This window comes from Spirillospora sp. NPDC048911 (assembly GCF_043198015.1).
In the GTDB taxonomy this organism is placed as follows: domain Bacteria; phylum Actinomycetota; class Actinomycetes; order Streptosporangiales; family Streptosporangiaceae; genus Spirillospora.
Genome location: NZ_JBICUD010000001.1, coordinates 298,216 through 310,893, shown reverse-complemented (window position 1 = coordinate 310,893; position 12,678 = coordinate 298,216). Strand labels below are relative to the sequence as shown.

The window sequence follows — 12,678 nt, the reverse complement described above, 5'->3', positions numbered from 1 at the left end:
TTACCGGGTGAAGCCCGATTGTGGCGGGTGAGGTGGTCGGACGACCACCGAACGTCACGCGATAGCCTCGATTCCGATGTCGCGTACCCGCCTTACCCGTGCCGTGCTGGACGAGCAGCGAGCCGAACTCGGCCTTGACCCCCACACCGGCGACGACGAAGCCCGATCGCTCCGCCGCGCCGCGTTCGACACCGTCGTGGCCGCCTATGACGCGGGCGTCACCGAGCCCGCCAAGCCGGTCCTCAAGGGGGCCGTGCGGTTTCTGCTCGACCGGCTCGCCGAGCTCGCGCCGGGCCGTTCGGTGGAGGTCCGGGTCCCGCCACACGCCGCGGTGCAGTGCATCGACGGCCCGCACCATACCCGTGGAACGCCACCCAATGTGGTGGAGATGGACGCGATCACCTGGATTTCACTCGCCACCAACCGTCTGACCTGGGAAGGCGCGCTAAAGGATGGCAAGGTACGCGCCAGTGGCTCGCGAGCCGACCTCTCCGCATATCTCCCGCTGCCCGTGGACTGACCCCAAGGTCTTGCCTCACCGGCGGCGCGCTGGAAACGTGGGGGATCGGATCGGGGCACGGCATGGAGGTGATGCCATGCTCATCGCGCACTGGACGTTCGACGTCGAGGACATCGACGGTTCGCGGGTGAACGACACGACCGGCGGAGGCCTGCCGGCCGCCCTGGACGGGGGCGCCGAGATCGTGCCCGGCCGCGACGGCGAGGCGCTCTCCCTGGACGGGGGCACGCGGGCCGTGGTCCCGGCGGCACCCCAACTCGTGCTGAGCCAGGTCTTCGGCTTCGCCGTCGCCTTCTTCGTCAACGTGACCGCGGAGCCGATCGGCGAGTGGCGTGGCCTGTTCTACAAGCCGGTCGCCGAGCACGACGCCCGCGGCATCGGCATGTGGCTCTACCCGGACGCCCAGCGGCTGCGCGTCCAGTTGTTCACGGTCAAGGGCCCCGAGTACATGGACAGCCGAGCCGTCCTCTCGCCAGGTGAATGGACGCACGTGGCGTTCGTCGTCGACACCGACGGAATGTTCCTCTATATAAACGGCAAGCTTGATGTAGCCGTTCCGCTAGAACACGCCGTGGTGACACCGGCCGGCCCGATCTATTTGGGCGGCGAACCCGGCAAGCCGGGCCTCACCGGCCTCATGGACGACGTCCGGGTCTACGCCTCCGCACTGGACGGGGAGGCCGTACGCGCCCTGGCCGACTGATCAGGGAGTCTTCTGGGCGAACGGGAACTCCCGCTCGACGCACTGCCGCCGCGCCGGCTCGTCGGGGTAACGGCCTGGATCGGCGCACTCCGCAGCCTTACTCAGCAGGAAGAAAACACCAACCCCGCCTATGACCAAAGTCACGGCCGAGCAGACGACGCCCACCATCGCCGTGTGACGTCCGACACCCTTCGCCGCCGCGATGATCCCCACCACGAGTCCCGCCACGGCCAGCACCAGACCGAACCCGCAGAGCAGCAGCGCGGGCAACCCGACGACCCCGAGCACCAGTGACGTGACCGCCAGCCCCTTGCGCTCGGGCGGCGCCGGCGGCGAATAGGCCTGGTAGCCCGGCATCGTCATAGCGTCCTCCCCCATGTCGCCCCTCACACTCCCGCGCCACGCCCACGCCCCGCCGTTTCACCGGGTAAAGGTCGGTTGAAGAAACCTGCCTGGTCACGTCGCGATCAGAGCCCAGAGGAGCCGATCCGGGAGCCGCCGGGTGGTTAGGCGGACTTGGCGGTGCCGGTCTTGAAGATCACATTCATGTGCTCGGCACCGTCGCGGATCTCCGGCTTGAGTTGGTGCCGGTAGATCTCTTCGGTGATCTTCGTGTTCTTGTGCCCGACGAGCTTGCTGATCGTCTCGATCGAGACGCCGTGATCGCTCATGAGCGAGACGAACGTGTGGCGAAGCTCACGCGGACACCACTCCGCGCCGTTGAGGCCGGCCGCTGTCAGGATCTTCCTGAACCAATAGCGGACGGAGTTGGCGGTGTACGGCGTGCCGTCCTCGTGGCAGATCACTAGGTCGTGGTCTTGGTATGCCTCTCCGGCTTGCAGGCGCTCGGCTGCCTGCCGTGTGCGCAGGGCTCGCAGCGCCTCTATGGCCACATCGGCGAGCCCCAGGCCACGACGGCTGAGCTTCGTCTTGGTCTCACCGTTGTGACGGTCAGCGCGGAGTACGTAGACCGTCGCCGAGTCGAGATCGAGGTCAGCCCACTTGAGAGTGCGGAGTTCTTCCGTGCGCAAGCCGGAGGTGACCGCGAGCGTCACGTACACGCCTAGGCGGTGCTCTGGTTTGGCCGCCTCCTCCATGAGCGTGCTCGCCTGCTCCAGGGTGAACGACTTGGACGGTCGCCCTCCCTGGCCTGACGGTGTGTCCACGAGTTCGGCGACGTTGCGTCCGACCTTCTCGAACCTCATCGCGCGCCGCAGGGAGCGCCTGAGGAGGCTGTGGACGATGGCCAGGGTGGACGTGGAGAGGTGCTTCGCCCGTCCGTTGAGCCACTGGTCGACTTGCTCGGCCGTGAGGTCCGTGAGCGGCTGGTGGCCGATGAACGGGATGATCTGGTGAACGGTGAGCCTTCGATACGTGTCCTTGCTGGACTCGGATCGGTTTGACGTCGCGAACGCTTCGAGGAAGTCGTTCACGGCGTCTTGGACGCGGTAGTTGGGGGAGGACTTCACACCCTCCTCCAGCTCCGCCACTGCCTTCTTGAGCTTGTCCAGGACGATCGTCTTGTTCCGGCCCTTCCGCTTGAGCCGATCGCGCTTGCCGTCTGGCTTGTGGCCGAGTTCGAGAGCGCCGGTATAGCCATTGCCCTCCTGGTAGATCGAGCCTTCGTACTTGCCGATGAGGATCTTCGCCAAGGGATCACCTCCTTGTGTCGGGGTGGGGTTCTTGGTGTTCCGGACGCGTGACACCCGCGAGTCGATGCGCGGGGAGTGCCGCGCATCGCCCGACGGGTGCTGACGCAGATCGAGTTATCAAGAACCGGAGAGGCGCGGGATCTTCCGCGTGAGCGGCGCATCCCGACTCACTTGCGACGATAGCTCAAGACGTCCCTAGACGTCCCTAGTTCTGGCTTGCCTTCTCGGCTGTTTCGAGGGACTCGACGAATTCGGCCAGGTGCTGATCTGTGATGCGACGGAGTTTGCCGATCTTGATGCTGTGGAGTTGGCCAGTGCGGAGCAGGAAGTAGACCTTGTCGCGTCCGATCTGGAGGATCTCGGCGACCTGTTCGACGGTGTATGCCTGCACGCTCACCTCCTCGTCTCCGAGCCTTGCTCGGTCTCGTGTCGGGCGTGGTGATTGCCTCCGGGTTTGTGACGGTGCGTGATTGTCTTCGTCTTTGTCTATGTCTCGTCTATGGCCCATACGTGCAGGCGCGCGCGTGGACGTAGACGTAGACAAGTCACCGAGAGTCAGCAGTCGCCCGCCAACGGCCTCGCGAGACCTGAGTGACGCGACCGTCGTCGGACAGTTCGCGGAGCCGTTGGTAGATCCATGGGCGGCTCATGTCGGTCGCCTTGATCAGGTGCGAGACGGGGATCCCTTCCTCGGGCGCGCCACTCAACAGCGTCCACAGGATCGCCTCGGGACGGTTCTTGGCCTCCTCGTCGCGCCAGGCATCCGGCGTCCGCTCTCGCTCGTCTGCATGATTGATCGGGATGCCTGCTTGCGCTTCCTCGATCGCGACACGCGAGACCTCGTCCAGGGACGGACGGACGTTCACGTGTTGGCGGGCGGTGGAAGCCACAGCCTCATCTGTGAGGAGGTAGGCGCGGGCGCGCCGGGGTGTGTCGTGTTCGGGCGCGGACAGGAAGAACTTGCCGGGCGCGTTGAGTCGGTGAGCGTGCCATCCGGCGTCGAGCATCCCTTGCCCGAGAATGAGATCCACGTCTCTGCGTTCGCGGACGCGGAAGCTGACTCGCACGTCCATCTGTGAGCGGACGGCACCCTTGCCCATGGCTTTCTGTGTCGGGCGCTGAGTGGCGGCGAGGAGCGTGACGGCGACCGCTCGTCCTCGCCGCGCGATGGAGTCGGTATCGCGAGCCGACTCGGGGGCATCGTCAGCGAGTTCGGCGTACTCATCGATGACGATCACCAGCGACGGCAACGCCGGTGTTGGCTCCCAGACCCGCAGCCCTCGGCTGGCGAGCCACGCCGCACGGGCCTCTAGGACCGCCACAGCGTCGCGTAGGAGGACGCGGGCTTGTTCGGGGGTGGTGGCGAGTCGGTCGATGCAGGAGGCCCATGGTTGAAGCTCCATGCCTCGCTTGAGGTCGATCGCCCAGATCACCACGTCCGCACAAGCGGTGAGGTTGCCCATCAGGACATTGATCCCCCCGCTCTTGCCAGAGCCAGCGACTCCACCGAATAGACCGTGGCGACGCAGGAAGAGGACACGTGCGCTGGTGGCGTCCTCGAACGGCCCGAGATCGATCGGTTCGGTGATCGAGGAGACGGACGGCCCAGGCCACGGGATCGCGTCGGCGTGCGGATCGGTGTCCAGCACACGCAACTCGAACCGGTTTGCCCGGTCGTCCCTCGTGGGCTGCACACGCACCGCCCCCCGGAACGTACCGAGCGCGGATTCGATGGCGGGGACCTTGCCGATCACTTCCTGGATCGTCTGACCACGCGCCAGGGCAAAGCGAGCGCGCCATCCCCACACGTCCACGACGGCCGATTGAACGTGTGAGCCCGCAAGCCCGATCGACTGGGCGATCTCAGGCCACGCGGCGAGCTGGCGGTCCACGCGGACCTTGGCACGCCGTCGCCGATGCACCCACCAGGGCACGGCCAGGACGAGCCCGCCCCCGACGAGGAGTGACACGAGCGGCCGGAAGGTGATGCCGAGCGCTGTGACGGCGGAGAGCCATCCTCCGGCACTCATGGCCACGGCCGCCGCGTAGAAGCGTTCAGCGCGCAAGGTGAGTCCGGCCCGTTCACCGAACATCGCCAGAAGCCAGGCGGTGAGCGTGGCGGCGACCAGGAGATACACCCACCAATGGGGGTTGGTGAGGTGGAGGACCGTTCCTCCGCACGCGAGGGTGGCAGCGAGATAGATCGGAGCGAGCTCGGATCGGTATCGCCAGAGCGCTCGGCCGATCAGCGCTACGGCGACGTCCGGTAGCTGGTCGTTGTGGTTCATGACGATCATCGGCTGAAGGCCGTAGCGGCGCATCTTGCGGGCGTGCCGCCGCATCTGGCGCGCCCTCGTCATGTGCTCCCCCGTTCGTCCGGAGGAAGTTGTCCCTGCGCCCGTAGCTCGTCGCGCAAGTAGTAGAGGGGGTCGGGCTCGGAGTCGTGGGCGGCGGTGAGGGTGGCGCGTGCGGCGGCTGTCAGATTGGCGCTGTTGCGGCGAACCTGGGCCAGTTCGGCGAGGAGGTTCCGAACGGCGGAGATGAGGAAGGGGTTGTCATCGAGCGACTCGTTGATGGCGTCGAGACCGGGTGCCGTGTGCGGCAGCCTTGCCATGGCCTCTCGTGCGGTGCGGTTGCGGTGGCGTACCTCCTGCAGATTGATTTCGGTCGGTGGCGTCATTGGCATTGGCATCACTCCCTTCGAGCGGCGCGCAAGCCGCCATCACTTGGAATTGCCGAGGATGTTCAGAAGTCCGGTCACGACCCGGTTGATCTCCGGTGCGGCGCTGGTCGCTGCGAGGAAGAACCCGAAGAGCAAGCACACGGCCACATGCCAGGCGCGCAGGCCCATGTAGCGCCAGGCGACCCAGACGAGCGCGCCGAGGATCGCGACCAGCGGAATCGAGACGGTCATCGCGGTCTCACCTCCTCTCACCGAAGCGCAGCGTTCAGAGCCAGGGATCCGGGTGGTGAGACCCCTGCTGACGGCGGTGCCACCGCGCACGAGATCGGCACTTACGGCAACGGCGCTGGCCGAGATCTCGGCGAGCTCCACACGGGCATCGGTGGCCGGTGATGATGGTCGGCATCCTCATCCGCGTCACCGTCCCGCCTTGACGCGGGCGGGGAGGTCGTCGCCTGTCTGCGTGGACAGAAAGCATCGGGAGGTGGCGCCGGCCCGGCTGGGGCCGTTGCCGGCGCGGGTGACGCGGCGCTCCTCAGCGTGGATGCCGATGACGAGCATGGCGAAGATGCCGCAGACGGATCCGGCGAGGAACACGGCGATGATGGCGGCCAGGACGAGGATCATGGAGATCACTCCTTCTCGTAAGGCCCGTGTCTGTGGGGGCTCGGGCTGTTGTGGTGCCTTACGAGATCGAGAGTGCTCCTGAGCCGTGGGACGAGATCACTACATGACTGGACGTGTTCATGACGTCCTCATAGGCTTGCCGCGTCCTAGGACGTCCCGGGGATCTGGACTGGTGCATGCCGAACGAACGTCTCCGCGCGGTGCTGCTTGAGCAGGGCCTCACGGTCGCCGCGCTTGCTGAGGCCATCGGCGTGGATCAGAAGACGGTCGAACGGTGGATCACGAAGGACCGCACTCCGTACCGGAAGCATCGTTACGCTGTGGCTTCTCGCCTGGGCGTCGACGAGACCTACCTGTGGCCGAACGCTCTCTCGGACGAACAGATCACCTCTGCGTCCGGCAGTGAACTCGTCACGCTCTACCCGCACCGAACGTCAGTCCCTCGGGACGCTTGGGGACGTCTCTTCGCCAGCGCCAAAGAAGAGATCGGAGTCCTCGTCTACGCCGGTCTGTTTCTCTCCGAGGACCCGAACGTTCAGCGGATCTTCGCGGAGAAGGCCGGCGCCGGTGTACGAGTGCGGATCCTCCTCGGCGACCCCGAGAGTCCCCAAGTCGCCGAACGTGGCTCGGACGAGGGTGTGAACGAGGCCATGGCCGCCAAGATTCACAACGCACTCGTGCTCTACAAGCCACTACGCAAGATCGAGGGTGTCGAGTTCCGTTTCCACCGAACGGTCCTCTACAACTCGATCTATCGCGCGGATGACCAACTTCTCGTCAACACACACGTATACGGCGTGACCGCCGCTCTCGCGCCCGTATGGCATCTCCGCCGTGTTGCCGGCGGAAGCATCGTCAACACCTACGCAGAGAGCTTTGAACGCGTGTGGGAGAGCGCCTCACCACTACCGGGGGACTGAATCATGGGACGCAGGATCGACTACTACGACGACCCAGCAGCCCCCCAGGCCAACAGCCTCGTTCCATCGGTCAACGTCGTCGTGACGAACGAGTCGGGCGAGATCCTGTTGATCCATCGCACCGACAATGACAACTGGGCCCTTCCCGGCGGAGCGATAGATCTCGGCGAGTCGGTGGCTCAGGCGGCCGTACGGGAGACCAAGGAAGAGACCGGTATCGACTGTGAGATCACGGGCCTCGTCGGGATCTACAGCGATCCCAAGCACCTGATCCACTACACGAGCAATGACGAGGTGCGGCAGGAGTTCTCGATCGTCCTGACCGCACGCGCGACTGGCGGTGATCCCAAGACGAGTGACGAGTCTCGTGCGGTCCGGTGGGTGCCCGCTTCACAGGTGACGGAGCGCCAGATGGACCGATCGATGCGGCTGCGCATCCGCGATTACCTCGGGGAGCCGGAGAGCCCTGTCATCGGCTGAGAGCCGTTCCAAGCGCAAGCTGTCGCTGGATGCGGTGTACGGCGTCGATCAGATGCGGCGACGACTCGGAGATGGCGTTGCTGACCGGGTGTCCGTGTCCGTACCGGGAGAGGATCTCGGCGAGGCGTCTTTCCACCGGCAGAGCATCACCGTCCGGGCTTGTCGTCATGTCGCAGTAGATGAGCGCATCATCCAACTCCGGTGGCTCTGACCCGAACTCCCTCGCAAGGGCGTCCAAGAGCCCGCGTTCACGCGCCTCGATCCGTGCGCACGAGTGGTGAGCGACGAGACGACACAGATGATCATCCGCGTGGATGCCACGGAGGAACCGTGCTCCGTCGAGTGGATGGAAGCCGATGGACGCGAGGTGCGGTGCGTAGCCGATGTCATGGAGCCATGCGGCGGCCTCTAGGAAGTCGGCACGGTCACCGAGGATCGGGGCCAGCGTTCGGGCCTGGCGCGCCACGCCTTGCGTGTGCGCCCATCGGCGCGGAAGCGGGGCCTCAAGGTGGTGTCGCGCGGTTTCGCGTGCCCACAGGGCTGTGCTGTTCATGTCTCAGACGCTAGGTGCAAGGAGTTGGACGTCCACTGACGCCGTCGGAGCATCTACGGACGTCTTGACCTGACGAAACGTCCCTTGCCGTGGATGCACTCCACCAGACCCGCCCTTTCCAACATGATGAGGGCTTGCCGGGCGGTGAACCGCGAGACGCCGTAGCGCTCTCGGACGCGGTGTTCGCTTGGGAGCGCGTCTCCGGGAGCCAGGTCCCCACTCTCGATCTGTGCTCGAAGCTCGGCGGCGATCCGCTCGTACTGGAGTGCCGTGTCCTGAACGGATAGATCGACCTCGGGATCACAGACGTAGCGACCGAGGCCATCGACGACCTTGATCCATCCTTCGGACTCCAACTTCCCCAGGGCGTTCCTCACGGCGGTCCGGCCGACTCCGAATTCTTCCCCAAGCGCTATCTCACCGGGAATCCGGCTGTTGAGCGGATAGACGCCACTGGCGATCCGCGACCGAAGAACGCGGGCGATCTCAACGTATGCGCCCCAAGCCGTGCGGCGACGAGTCATCTCGTCTCCGCAAGGCCGTTCGGCATGGCACCGAATCCCCGTGCCTCTGAATTGCGCACGATCTAACTCCTGAAATCAGTGACGAATGATGTGCGTTCCGATGACAGTCCGGGCCAGCGATCGGCCCGTCACTCGTAAGGCCAGTCACAGAATCCGCAAACACCGAACATCAACACCGACCGCACATGCGCGTCCAGCAGTTGGGTAGTCGTCGTGCCCACCGCCCCGCCGATGTCGACGACCACCTCCAGCTCCGGACCGAAGTACCACCGATGCCTACGCGGCCGGTAGACCGAGGTGATCAAGCCACGCATAGCCCACCAGCGCAGCATCTCGGCGCTGACTCCTACGATTTGTGCCGCTTGACCTGGCCTCACCCACGGTCCGCTGCTCACCTCGCAGTGCAGGGCAGCCACCCAGCCCCATCGCGCATCCAGCCGACCATCGTCATTCAGCATTGGCCTAAAGGCTGTCCCGTAACGGTTGCTCGCCTGACCCGATGATCTTGTTGTGGGGCAGGTGATCAGTGCGGACCGGGTCGAGTGGGTGCCGGTGTTCACAGGCTTGTCGGTGCGTCAGTTCCGCAAGCTGGTGCGGATCGTGGCAGGTCGGGGTGGTGAGCAGACCGGCACGGGCCGCCGGTGGAGTCTGCCGCTGGCCGATCGGGTGCTGCTGATCGCGGTGTATTACCGCACCAACTTGACGGTCCGGCAGGTCGCGTTGCTGTTCGGAGTGTCGAAGTCGGCCGCGCATCGGGTGGTGGACCACTTGGCCCCATTGCTGGCGCTGGCCCCGGTCACCCGGCGGTACGGCCCGGACACGGTGCTGATCGTGGATGGCACGCTGGTGCCGACTCACGATCGGAAGGTAACCGCGCCCAGTAAGAACTACCGGTACTCGGTGAACATGCAGGTGGTCATCGACGCCAACACCCGCCTGGTCGTGGCGGTGGGCCGGCCGGTGCCGGGCAACCACAATGACTGCACCGCTTACCGTGACTCGGGCGTCGAGCGTTCCTGCCGCGGCGCGAGCGTGATGGCCGATGGCGGCTACATCGGAAACAGGCAGGTCATCATGCCCTACCGGCGTCCGCGCGACGGCGGCGAACTGCTCGCCTGGCAGGTCGAGCTCAACACCATCCACAAGAAGGTCCGTGCCCGCGTCGAGCACGCGTTCGCGCACATGAAGTGGTGGAACATCCTGCGCAACTGCCGCCGCAAACGCGACGGCGTCCACCACGCCACCCGCGGCATCGCCCTCATGCGCAACCTGGCCATGACCGGCTGAGCCAGTCCCGGGCCGGTGGTGACCGACGGCGCTCATGACCAGCACATCCTGCTCGTTACGGGACAGCCTTTAGAAAGGGCGTTTGCTGGGCTCGGCCGCCAGATAGGTCACCGACGCCACGACCATGCCCGCCAACACCACTGAGGGACACAACGCCGGATCTGCCGGAGCGCCCTGATCGCCGGGCAACTTCACTGTCAGGACCTTGATCAGCCACGGCACCAGTCTCCGATCGGCGGGACCCCATCCGCGTACCAACCGTCTGGCCACTGCCTTGCATGGCGCCCCCGACACCCGCGCTATCTCGGCCACACCCCCGGCCGCTCTTTCGCCCAAGTACCGCCGTACCGGTGCCGCCCCAAAGGTGTCTTCCAGTACCTCGATCGCCTCCATCGCCGGGAACATCGACTCGGGGTCGTCCGCCTCCTCACACATCGCCCAAATCAGCGCCCGCAGTTCCCCTTCGACCGCCACCACCATTTCCACGGACCGCACGGCATCACTCATCGCACGACTCTTCCCCATGACCGGAACGCGGCCGATCCGCCCGCTTCTCACGCTCCCGCTGCCGCGCGGCGGCCCGCTCGATGATCGACCCGTACGCCGCGACCGCTTCCTTGGCCGTGACGCCCTTCACCCCAGTGATGCCCTCCACCACCTCCTGGGGCGGCCCCTCACCACCCAACCTGGCCGGAAACTCACCAGGCATCCGCACGACCGGCACCAACGCCAGCAATTGATTGAAGGCCCACACCGCCTTACCGATCTCCTCGGCCCGATCACCATCGTGGGATCCATCGGCACCGTGCTCACTCATCCGAGCCGCCACCCCCAGCACTCGGCGCGCCGTGCTCGGTGTCTTCCGACAGCAGCCCCAACAACCCCAGCCGCCCCCGCACATGCGCCACGGTCAACCGACCGACATTGCGGAAATCGGTCAACTCACCCGACACCGCGAGTTTGGCGACCTCACCCACCGTGCACCAGTCCGACACTTTCGACGCCCCCTGGCACACCGCCCTTGCCGCACGCGCATCCAGCACCCACACCAGGCACCGCACCGGACAGCCCGCCGTGATCGCATGCGGCCCCTCATGGCTGATCTGCTCGCCCCGTGCCTCCAGCCTGCGCGCCGCCTCAGCGCTGACCGCCGCTCCCACCTCGTTCGACAGCCCGCGCGCTCGCATCGCGTCCTCAAAGGCTCCGAACACCAGCGCACGCGCCGCCTCCAGCGGCATCCACCGCACCCCACCGGGCCCGGCGCGCTCCAGCTCCTTATCCCACGCAACTGGAGCAGCCTTGAGCAGCTCATGCCGACCCGCCTCCCGGGCCTCCAAGTCACCATCCAGTCCCCGCACCAGCAAGGCCCACAACTCCCGATCAACAGCAACATGCCCGCTGCCCACCCAGGTGCCGTGATTCGACATGCTCATCACCGCATCCCCCGGCCCGCCGCGTGCGCACCCTGCCCACTACGACCCCGCCGCATCCACCAGCCACCATCCGACGCATCCGCCGGCAGCCCACATTCGCTCGTAGAGGACACCGCAGGGCGGAAACGAGGGACCGTCAGCCGCCGCGCCCCTACCTCATCCAGGCGCCTCCCCAACTCCGCGGGAGACTTCGCCTCGATCAGCCGTTCACCGTCCGGCGCCACCGCCCACCACAACCCGGTGAACTCCCCGAACCACGCACACACACCTGGGAACCGACGCCGCAACTCCGTGGTGAACCACTCCGGATCGGCATCCACGTTCGCCCACGGTCGAGGTTCGGCTATTTGGGGCCATTCGAGGGACATGACACCTCCGCAGATGACGCTGGAACAGGCCCGTGACGAGGCCTGATGGCTCTCTCACGTGTCACCGAGCCTTGCTTTCTCCCCGGGACCTCTCCACCGGCATCTAGGGACGTCTAGGGACGTCTTCTGTTAGCGTCATTCGTACTTGCATCCCCAGGAGGTCCGGTGAACGACTTGTTGCGGCGCGCCCTCACTGACGCACGGCTCACCGAATCCGATGTCGCCACGCATTTGAACGTGGACCCCAAGACGGTCCGCAGGTGGCTAGACGGACGCGCGCCCTATCCCCGTCATAGAAAGAGAGTCGCTGAGCTACTCAAGCTCGAAGAGATTGACCTGTGGCCTGAGCTAGCTCCGCCGATGCCAGCGCCCGAAGCGCCAAGCACCCAGATCATCGCCACCTATCCCCATCGGTGGGCCGTCCCCCGCGCCGTCTGGCATCGCCTCTTCGAGGGAGCCCAACACGAAATCGGGGTACTCGCCTACGCCGGCCTCTTCCTCGCCGAGGACAGCGGCATCATGCGAACCCTCACCACCAAGGCTCGCGACGGCGTCCCTGTACGCATCCTCCTAGGAGATCCGGAGAGCACACGCGTCTCCGAACGAGGTGCCGACGAGGGGGTAGGCGAATCCATGGCCGCAAAGATCCGAAACGCCCTAGTCCTCTACCAGCCGCTCCGGGCCATCGAGGGCGTAGAGATCCGCCTACACGACACCGTGCTCTACAACTCCATCTACCGCGCAGACGACGACCTACTGATCAACCCACACGCCTACGGCATCGCCGCATCCCACGCCCCCGTCCTGCACATGCGCCGAGCCGGAGACGGCGACATGGCCAGCACCTACCTGGAGAGCTTCGAACGCGTCTGGTCTAGCGTCACCGCTACACCGTCTCCATGAGGCGATGTGTCCTGCCAGGGGGGTG

General features: G+C 65.8%; 19 protein-coding genes. 6 read left to right on the top strand and 13 right to left on the bottom strand.

What is annotated here, in order from left to right; translation table 11 throughout:
• The first annotated feature begins 76 nt into the window (after positions 1–76).
• Positions 77–520, top strand: a complete 444-nt coding sequence (locus ACGFNU_RS01460; RefSeq protein WP_392589257.1) for a sterol carrier family protein — start codon at positions 77–79, stop codon at positions 518–520.
• A gap of 76 nt (positions 521–596) precedes the next feature.
• Positions 597–1,223 (top strand): LamG domain-containing protein, encoded by a 627-nt coding sequence (locus ACGFNU_RS01455; RefSeq protein WP_392589256.1) that lies wholly within the window; start codon positions 597–599, stop codon positions 1,221–1,223.
• On the opposite strand, the gene ACGFNU_RS01450 is transcribed toward ACGFNU_RS01455, so the two are convergent.
• From ACGFNU_RS01450 to ACGFNU_RS01420, 7 genes are all read right to left on the bottom strand, one after another.
• Complete coding sequence (locus tag ACGFNU_RS01450; RefSeq protein WP_392589255.1) at positions 1,224–1,601, bottom strand: hypothetical protein; 378 nt, start codon at positions 1,599–1,601, stop codon at positions 1,224–1,226.
• Between the two features lie 128 nt (positions 1,602–1,729).
• The gene (gene xerC, locus ACGFNU_RS01445; RefSeq protein ID WP_392589254.1) at positions 1,730–2,875 is read right to left on the bottom strand and encodes a tyrosine recombinase XerC; all 1,146 of its coding nucleotides are present in this window, start codon (positions 2,873–2,875) and stop codon (positions 1,730–1,732) included.
• Positions 2,876–3,080: 205 nt separating this feature from the next.
• Positions 3,081–3,266 carry a helix-turn-helix domain-containing protein gene (locus ACGFNU_RS01440; protein WP_392589253.1) on the bottom strand — a complete coding sequence of 62 codons (186 nt, stop codon included), beginning with the start codon at positions 3,264–3,266 and terminating at the stop codon, positions 3,081–3,083.
• Positions 3,267–3,420: 154 nt separating this feature from the next.
• Positions 3,421–5,235, bottom strand: coding sequence for a cell division protein FtsK (locus ACGFNU_RS01435; RefSeq protein ID WP_392589252.1), 1,815 nt, complete (start codon positions 5,233–5,235; stop codon positions 3,421–3,423).
• Entirely contained in the window at positions 5,232–5,489 is a 258-nt protein-coding gene (locus ACGFNU_RS01430) for a hypothetical protein (protein ID WP_392589251.1), read from the bottom strand. The genes ACGFNU_RS01435 and ACGFNU_RS01430 overlap by 4 nt, the downstream gene beginning before the upstream one ends.
• A 108-nt stretch (positions 5,490–5,597) precedes the next feature.
• Positions 5,598–5,789 (bottom strand): hypothetical protein, encoded by a 192-nt coding sequence (locus tag ACGFNU_RS01425; protein ID WP_392589250.1) that lies wholly within the window; start codon positions 5,787–5,789, stop codon positions 5,598–5,600.
• 186 nt (positions 5,790–5,975) lie between these two features.
• Positions 5,976–6,185 (bottom strand): hypothetical protein, encoded by a 210-nt coding sequence (locus ACGFNU_RS01420; RefSeq protein ID WP_392589249.1) that lies wholly within the window; start codon positions 6,183–6,185, stop codon positions 5,976–5,978.
• A 176-nt stretch (positions 6,186–6,361) separates the two neighbouring features.
• Between ACGFNU_RS01420 and ACGFNU_RS01415 the strand changes: the two genes are divergently transcribed.
• Together ACGFNU_RS01415 and ACGFNU_RS01410 are read left to right on the top strand one after the other, a co-directional pair.
• Positions 6,362–7,105: a helix-turn-helix domain-containing protein gene (locus ACGFNU_RS01415; RefSeq protein ID WP_392589248.1), complete on the top strand. Its 744-nt coding sequence runs from the start codon at positions 6,362–6,364 to the stop codon at positions 7,103–7,105.
• A 3-nt stretch (positions 7,106–7,108) separates the two neighbouring features.
• A complete protein-coding gene (locus ACGFNU_RS01410) occupies positions 7,109–7,585 on the top strand; it encodes an NUDIX domain-containing protein (RefSeq protein WP_392589247.1) in 477 nt (158 codons plus the stop codon).
• On the opposite strand, the gene ACGFNU_RS01405 is transcribed toward ACGFNU_RS01410, so the two are convergent.
• The 3 genes from ACGFNU_RS01405 to ACGFNU_RS01395 all read right to left on the bottom strand — a co-directional run bounded on the left by ACGFNU_RS01405 (position 7,575) and on the right by ACGFNU_RS01395 (position 9,120).
• A complete protein-coding gene (locus ACGFNU_RS01405) occupies positions 7,575–8,138 on the bottom strand; it encodes an HD domain-containing protein (RefSeq protein ID WP_392589246.1) in 564 nt (187 codons plus the stop codon). The two genes, ACGFNU_RS01410 and ACGFNU_RS01405, sit on opposite strands and share 11 nt — an antisense overlap.
• 53 nt (positions 8,139–8,191) lie before the next feature.
• Positions 8,192–8,662 (bottom strand): GntR family transcriptional regulator, encoded by a 471-nt coding sequence (locus tag ACGFNU_RS01400; protein ID WP_392589245.1) that lies wholly within the window; start codon positions 8,660–8,662, stop codon positions 8,192–8,194.
• A 128-nt stretch (positions 8,663–8,790) separates the two neighbouring features.
• Positions 8,791–9,120 carry a MerR family DNA-binding transcriptional regulator gene (locus ACGFNU_RS01395; RefSeq protein WP_392589244.1) on the bottom strand — a complete coding sequence of 110 codons (330 nt, stop codon included), beginning with the start codon at positions 9,118–9,120 and terminating at the stop codon, positions 8,791–8,793.
• Between the two features lie 52 nt (positions 9,121–9,172).
• Between ACGFNU_RS01395 and ACGFNU_RS01390 the strand changes: the two genes are divergently transcribed.
• Positions 9,173–9,949, top strand: coding sequence for a transposase (locus ACGFNU_RS01390; protein ID WP_392589243.1), 777 nt, complete (start codon positions 9,173–9,175; stop codon positions 9,947–9,949).
• A 69-nt stretch (positions 9,950–10,018) separates the two neighbouring features.
• Here the strand turns inward: ACGFNU_RS01390 and ACGFNU_RS01385 are convergent, their stop codons facing one another.
• From ACGFNU_RS01385 to ACGFNU_RS01375, 3 genes are read right to left on the bottom strand one after another with little or no spacing between them, the layout of a single operon-like run.
• Complete coding sequence (locus tag ACGFNU_RS01385) at positions 10,019–10,456, bottom strand: hypothetical protein (protein WP_392589242.1); 438 nt, start codon at positions 10,454–10,456, stop codon at positions 10,019–10,021.
• Positions 10,449–10,766, bottom strand: coding sequence for a hypothetical protein (locus ACGFNU_RS01380; RefSeq protein WP_392589241.1), 318 nt, complete (start codon positions 10,764–10,766; stop codon positions 10,449–10,451). Before ACGFNU_RS01380 ends, ACGFNU_RS01385 begins: the two co-directional genes overlap by 8 nt.
• Positions 10,759–11,382, bottom strand: a complete 624-nt coding sequence (locus ACGFNU_RS01375; protein ID WP_392589240.1) for a hypothetical protein — start codon at positions 11,380–11,382, stop codon at positions 10,759–10,761. The genes ACGFNU_RS01380 and ACGFNU_RS01375 overlap by 8 nt, the downstream gene beginning before the upstream one ends.
• Before the next feature lie 533 nt (positions 11,383–11,915).
• Between ACGFNU_RS01375 and ACGFNU_RS01370 the strand changes: the two genes are divergently transcribed.
• On the top strand, positions 11,916–12,653 hold the full coding sequence (locus ACGFNU_RS01370; protein WP_392589239.1) for a multiprotein-bridging factor 1 family protein: 738 nt from the start codon (positions 11,916–11,918) through the stop codon (positions 12,651–12,653).
• The last annotated feature ends 25 nt before the right edge of the window (positions 12,654–12,678 follow it).